6 protein-coding genes are annotated in these 6,515 nt (G+C 39.1%); 5 read left to right on the forward strand and 1 reads right to left on the reverse strand.

The features are described 5' to 3' along the window. Positions 1–82 precede the first annotated feature (82 nt). The 5 genes from Q368_RS0122450 (at position 83) to tnpA (ending at position 5,763) form a co-directional block, all read left to right on the forward strand. The gene (locus tag Q368_RS0122450; protein WP_029461251.1) at positions 83–400 is read left to right on the forward strand and encodes a helix-turn-helix domain-containing protein; all 318 of its coding nucleotides are present in this window, start codon (positions 83–85) and stop codon (positions 398–400) included. A gap of 181 nt (positions 401–581) precedes the next feature. After that, complete coding sequence (locus Q368_RS26340) at positions 582–926, forward strand: hypothetical protein (protein WP_156955889.1); 345 nt, start codon at positions 582–584, stop codon at positions 924–926. Positions 927–1,034: 108 nt separating this feature from the next. Then, the gene (locus Q368_RS25335) at positions 1,035–4,091 is read left to right on the forward strand and encodes a UvrD-helicase domain-containing protein (protein WP_156955890.1); all 3,057 of its coding nucleotides are present in this window, start codon (positions 1,035–1,037) and stop codon (positions 4,089–4,091) included. A 167-nt stretch (positions 4,092–4,258) separates the two neighbouring features. Beyond that, entirely contained in the window at positions 4,259–5,110 is an 852-nt protein-coding gene (locus Q368_RS26345) for a hypothetical protein (protein WP_156955891.1), read from the forward strand. A 200-nt stretch (positions 5,111–5,310) separates the two neighbouring features. Further along, entirely contained in the window at positions 5,311–5,763 is a 453-nt protein-coding gene (tnpA, locus tag Q368_RS0122455) for an IS200/IS605 family transposase (protein ID WP_029461252.1), read from the forward strand. A 115-nt stretch (positions 5,764–5,878) separates the two neighbouring features. Here the strand turns inward: tnpA and Q368_RS26350 are convergent, their stop codons facing one another. Further along, positions 5,879–6,061 (reverse strand): hypothetical protein, encoded by a 183-nt coding sequence (locus tag Q368_RS26350; RefSeq protein ID WP_156955892.1) that lies wholly within the window; start codon positions 6,059–6,061, stop codon positions 5,879–5,881. Positions 6,062–6,515 lie beyond the last annotated feature (454 nt).

A 6,515-nucleotide genomic window follows, 5' to 3' on the forward strand; every position in this document is an offset into this window, starting at 1 on the left:
GCAGGACTTCTGTTGACATCCTTTGTTTTTGAGATACGATCAACTCCGAAACTACGACATCAAAAACGAAGGAGACCTAACCATGCCTATTGCATCGAAATTTGACGCTACGAAACTTCGCACCATGATCACCGAAGGAAAAACCGCACAGCAAATTATGGATGCCTTTGATATTCCCAAAACCACCCTGAAAAACCATCTCACGAAGCTGATGCAGATGGACGAGAAGTTCTACAAGATTGAAGGGATGGATGCTCGTGTGGCATCTGGAAGCGTGAAGTTCTCCAGCACCGGTCTTCGTCTGTCCCCGACGCTCCTGGCTAACTACGGCTTCAGCCAGGGTGATGAGTTCAAGGTTTCCTGCATGGAAGAGGGGAAGATTGTCTTGGAGAAGAAATAGCCAGAATTTCGGATAGTTATGTGAAATGGCCCACGTTGTCCTGGAATATTGGTTGGCGTGGGTCTTTTGTTGTTTGTTTGAAGTGAAGCATCTTGTGTGCGATAGGGGTATTCAGATATCCTGGGGTGTGGTGATTAAGTGGAGTGGTTAAGCTGTTTGGAAGGTAAAGAGAGGTTTTGCAATGGGAGAGATTTCGACAATATCAGTTAAAGGGTGCATGATTTTTGAATATTGCGAAAAACTAAGTTTGAACCTGGCGGATTGCAAAATGATAGCAACGGGGTGCTTAAAGGACTGGCAAGATTTTCTTCAAAAAAAATATCCATATGCCGATGTGAAGATTGGAATGAGCATTGTTTCCTCTACTGAGGTAGCAAGAATGACAACGATTGAAGCCATGGAAGTTAACGAAGGTGGGGTGTATTTCCCAATCGAAATTGCAGGACTAGAAGAAGTTCTGCAAGACAGGATGAATAATTTGATGCAAACTTATTTGGAGGCCAAAAAAAGCAAGTGTAGTGTGTGATTCAATGTAGGTTAAGTTGGTTAGGATGCTCTGAAGAGCTTTGTGTTTGATATGGTTAATTAGATGTTCTCAGGATGATAAGTAAAAATCCTGAAAGTGTTGGTTTTCATGAACAATGACCGCGCATGCATTAGTGGTGATTTATTGGTTTCGGTTGTTAATTTTAACCCTGTATTAATTAGAGATTTAATTTCATTATTATCGGCTGAGCACGTAAATTTTGGATCTGGAGTAATTAAGGACATCGTTAAAAAAAATGTAGTTGACCTTGAAGTTTTCGTTGTTTTTTGCATGGACAGCGGCAGTAAGTTTTCAAAAAGTTTTTCTCTTGAGAGTCTGAACTCGAACAAGCTTAAAATTCGTTGTTCAAATCAGTTTATTGAAAAGTTACAGTCAGCTGAATGGCGCAATCGTCGTGTGGTCGAATTACAAGAAGAACAGAAAGAGCAAATTGCCAAGGAAGAATTTGAAAAAAAATTAGCAGCAGAAGAGCAAGAAAAGAAAGAGCAGGCTGAAAAGGAGTTGTTGCATTTAAAAAATGACTGTATTGAAAAAATTAAGTTGATGTTCGATTCTAATTTTTTAAATGCTGACCATTTTTATGACACAAATTGTAGGAGTCTTGTGTCTAGTGAGGAATATCTTGCCGAAAAAAATGCATTCACACGGCAGTGGCTAGTTAGTAACATATATGCTGGGCAAGACGTAAAAAATACTCCAAGTTTTGAGCAATTAACAGCAATTGGTTCGATACATGGTAATATTCAAGTTATAGCACGTGCAGGCAGTGGAAAGACTACCACTCTTGTGAATAGAGCTATTTTTTTGATTAAACATTGCAAGGTGTCTCCTGACAATATACTCATCTTGGCATTTAATCGCAAGGCAGTTGTCAGCATCCAAAAGAAAATTTTAGCCGCTTTTTCTGAAGATGCTATAAAAAAAATTAGTGATTCAGAAAAGATAATCAATAAAAAGAACAATCCAAAAGATGTATTAAACAAAATTGAGAATTGTGTAATTGAAATTGCAGAATTAAGCAATATAGATTTGCCGCATGTTATGACGTTTCATGCTTTGGGTAGGGCTATAGTTGAGCCAGATAGCGATGTAATATATGATGATGAAGACGCTGACGTTTTAAACTTAAGCGAAGTAATACAGTCAGTGATAGATGATCATATTCGAGATCAACGCTATCACCCGTTAATCAAGCAGATAATGCTGCATTTTTTTAAAGACGATTGGGAAAGTATTGTTCAGTTTGGATATGATAAGGACAAAAGAGAGTTTCTTGAATTTAGACGTTCACTCCGGCATATTTCTCTTAAAGGTGACAAGGTGAAGTCGTATGGAGAAAAAGTAATAGCTGACTATCTTTGTGAGAATGGATTTCATTATTGCTATGAATACAGACATAGATTTGGCAAAGAAACTTGTCGCCCTGATTTTACAATATTTTATAACGCTGGGAATAGAGGAAAGAAGGGGTTGATTATTGAATACTTTGGCATGAGGGGTGATCAAGATTACGACAATAATATTGTAAAAAAACAGATGCTTTTCAATAGTCGGACTGACTGGGATTTTTTGGAAATTTATCCGGACCTATTAAGCTCTAAAAATAAAGATGGATTCCTTCAACGCCTTGAAAAATCTTTGGAAGAGTTTGGCTGTATACCCAATCCGTTAAAAGAAGAAGAGCTTTGGAATTTGATAAAAAAGCGAGCAATTGACGATTATACAAAAGTTATTAAAGATTTTATCGGAAGATGTAGAAAGTTGGCCCTGTCTCCTGAGGACTTGATGGATATGATAAATAGTTTTTATAGTGCGCCTCCAATTGAAAAGAAATTCCTTATGATGGCGCACATGTTGTATGGTCGATATCTCGCTAAGCTCAAAGAAATTGGTCAATATGACTATGATGGAATCATGTTAAGTGCAACGGAAATCCTCAATAAAGGGGAGTTTGTTTTTACTAGAAAATCTAGGAAATGTGATATTAAACAATTGCGTTATTTGTGCATTGATGAATTTCAAGATTTCTCATGTTTGTTCTATAATATAGTGCGTTCGTTGCGAACTATAAATCCAAATATCCATTCGTTTTGTGTGGGAGATTCATGGCAAGCGATCAACGGATTTGCTGGATCAGATTTGATTTATTATGAAAATTTTCCAGATTATTTTGAAAATTCAAACTGTATAAGTATTACAACTAACTTTAGATCTCCAAAGTCTATTGTTGACATTGGAAATGCATTAATGAAAGGATTTGGAAGTCCTGCAGTATCTAATAAACCCTCAAAAGGAGTAGTATTGTTGGCTAAAATAGACAAATTAGAGCCGACATTAATTGAAAACCAGAGGCATGGGTTTACTGATAGCTTCGATGCGTATACGGCTAGCATGCTTCGAATAATTGGATCTGAAGTTTGTCATGATCGGAAAGTTGCCATTTTAAGTCGGACTAGATTTGTTTACAATAAAGACATTTCTTTGGAAAATTATCTTGTCAACATAAGGAGCTTTTTCCCAAATAAGAAAAGAAAGTTAATTAATATTTCTACTGTTCATAAGTACAAAGGTTTGCAGGAAGATACCATCATTCTTTCAGATTTTTTTTGCAGCAGGTTCCCTTTGCTGCATCCAAGGTGGGTTTTTTTTAGATTGTTTGGAGATAGCCGTGAAAAAAATATTATAGATGAACAAAGGCTTTTGTATGTTGCATTATCCCGCGCGGCAGAAAAGTTAATACTGATGACAGAGAGTGGCTCGGAATCCCCTTTTTTTGACAAACTTAAGTCAAACGCATACCATATTTCAGAAGTTAATTGGAGTGATTATAAGCCTGTCAAGACTGTTGATCCAAAATTACAACGTGTTGTAGTATCGGTGGGAAATGCTAATTATTGCGAGAGGGCTGTTGAGTGCGCTACTTATTCGGTAAAAGAAATGTTGGGTGCTTGTGGATACAGATTCAATACAGTGAAAACAGTCTGGGAAAAATCAATTTTGAAATCTTCTTTTAGATTAGATACTGTTAAAGTTGAACCTTGGGTTTTTACTGAAAAGCCGTTGATGGTTATTGTTGAAGATGAGGAAAAAAATTTAATTTATCAGTTCAGGGTCTTGAATGGAACCTGCTATGATTTGGTTTGATTTTTTTGCATTGCATAGTAATGCATTCTAGATGGTTTTGAAGCTAAAAATTCATAATGAATCCACAAGGTCGTTTGTTTTGTTGGTCTAATCTTGCTTATTTTTGATAAACAACTCTATTATGTTTGAGATGGCTGTTACGCAATTGCAACGATGAAAGGTGTGATATGCATAAGGTCTTGATTGTAGAGAGCGATGATCATTATAAACTTTTTATACCACCATGGGGAAAGGATAGAGCTAAAACGATACATCCTTACCAATGGTGTATACAAGAAACTTGCTGGAAGTATCCTAAAACTAAAAATATTTATGATGCATTGGTGCATGAATTCGGAGACGATATTTCTGCTGGTTCTTTTCCGCCTCCTCCTACAACAAAAAGCTTCCAAGATATTCAAAATGAATTTGATGATAAGATTAAGAAGCTTGAGGACGAGAATAAATTGCTTAAGCAGAGTTTGTTAGGTTATACGGAGATTTCAAATGTCTTAAAAGATAAAGATGCTGAAATTGAAAATTTGCGTGATATTTTGAAAAATTTTGAACTAGAAGAAGCTGGATATAAAAGACAACTCCAAAGGGCGAGGCTAATTGTTAAAGAATATGAAAAGAGAATTGATGAATTGAAAAATGTTCCTTCCGATTATTCAAAAATCAAATTGAGTGAATTTTTGCAACATATTGCAATCAAGGGTATGGGCGGACGCGATGGCTACTTTGAGCGCGACGTGATGTCGATCCCATTGGATTCAATGTTTTGTATTGAGATCGCAAAGAAACTCCATGGTTGTCTTACGCGTATTACAGGTGTTTCTGGGACTCTTTATGAGGTAATTGATTCAGCTAAGCAACAAGGGTTTCTAGTTGATGAAGCTCTTGACTATGTACATGTTATCCGCAAGCAAGGAAATGAAGTAAGGCATAACGATCCAGACAGAAGAACATATGAACTGCGGGCAATGTACTCTTTTGTAGCTGCAGCGTTGCTGTGGCCATTAATGCCTGAAGTTGATTAGCCACTGGTTTACTCGCAGATACCACAATTCGGTAAAGCTATAATAATTCGTTGTTGCATTGGTCGATGCATTAATTCCAACAGTTAAACCACCGCCTCTGGCGGTGTGACGCCAATAGGTTTGACCGTTCCTAGGTTGATTCTGTTGGAAAAAGAAGGCTCTCCAGACCAAGCCCGCCGGGGCAAGGATGAGGAGAGCCTATGCGAGATTGGGAAAGCCAAGCGCACGTACGCTGGTATTGCCGGTACCACGTCGTGTTCATCCCGAAGTACCGGAAGAAAGCGATCTTTGGAAGACTTCGAAAGGAGATCGGCGGAATCTTCCGGGAGTTGTGTCAGCAGTTCGGGCTGGAATTGGTCGAGGGGCATGCTCTTGCTGACCATGTGCACATGTGTTTGAGCATACCGCCCAAGTTCAGCGTTGCAAACGCGATTGGAAAGCTCAAAGGAAAGTCCGCGATTCTTATCCACCGGAGGTATCTCGGAAGGACAAAGAATCTGACAGGGTATCACTTTTGGGCGCGAGGGTACTGCGTAAGCACCGTTGGCTTGGATGAAGCGATGGTTCGCGAGTATATACGCAAGCAAGATCAGCATGAACTTCGTCAGGAGCAGTTAACGTTACAAGAAGTGGGCATGAATCCACCGAAGTAACAAGACCCCGGCGGGTTATAGGCCCCCTTCGAGGGGGCATCCTCATACCACCGGCTCTGCCGGTGGTAGCTGATTATGCAAAAAATTTTTTTGTAGAGAGTCAGGATTTGCCGTGTTAGTCTATGTCTTGATCTGACTCAGATAAAATCTCTGCAAGTAACTCTGCACGATCTCCTATTTCATCTTCATAATCACCGGGCTCAAGGTCATCAGTATTGAGTTCATAATCATCCGGTTGGGGGTGGGTGACATCATCTTCATAGGTTTCAGACTCGAAAACTTCAAAAATATCTTCCATGAGGATCTCCTGCTGAGCTTGTTTAAATGTCAAGTTCATCATTTTCATATTTGATTTCAATATTTCATGCAATTTAAAACTTAACCTTACATGCATGCCCCACGAAGGTTGTCCGCCCATTTGACGGTGTTTGTTTACTCATAACTCTTTCACTCCTTGACATTTCTATTCAACACTTTGAAATAATTAACTATTCCCATTCTCCTATCCTCTCCACGTCCTTTTTTCTCCTCCCCTGAGTAAAACCCCTTGACTTCCAGGTCAAATCCGAACTTATCCCGAGCCAACGAAGCCAACGGTTCTGGAAACGGTTAAGCCCTGATTACTCGGCATCACTTGGGAAAACTCGGTTAACTTCTGCTAGATTTTGGCTTACGGTCGCTCTCTCACACTGGACGCTGGCACGATCTGGTTCAAACCCCCTCGGGGGCGAAGGTGGTGGGACTTGGGCGTA

This window comes from Solidesulfovibrio alcoholivorans DSM 5433 (assembly GCF_000702665.1).
Taxonomy (GTDB): Bacteria; Desulfobacterota; Desulfovibrionia; order Desulfovibrionales; family Desulfovibrionaceae; genus Solidesulfovibrio; species Solidesulfovibrio alcoholivorans.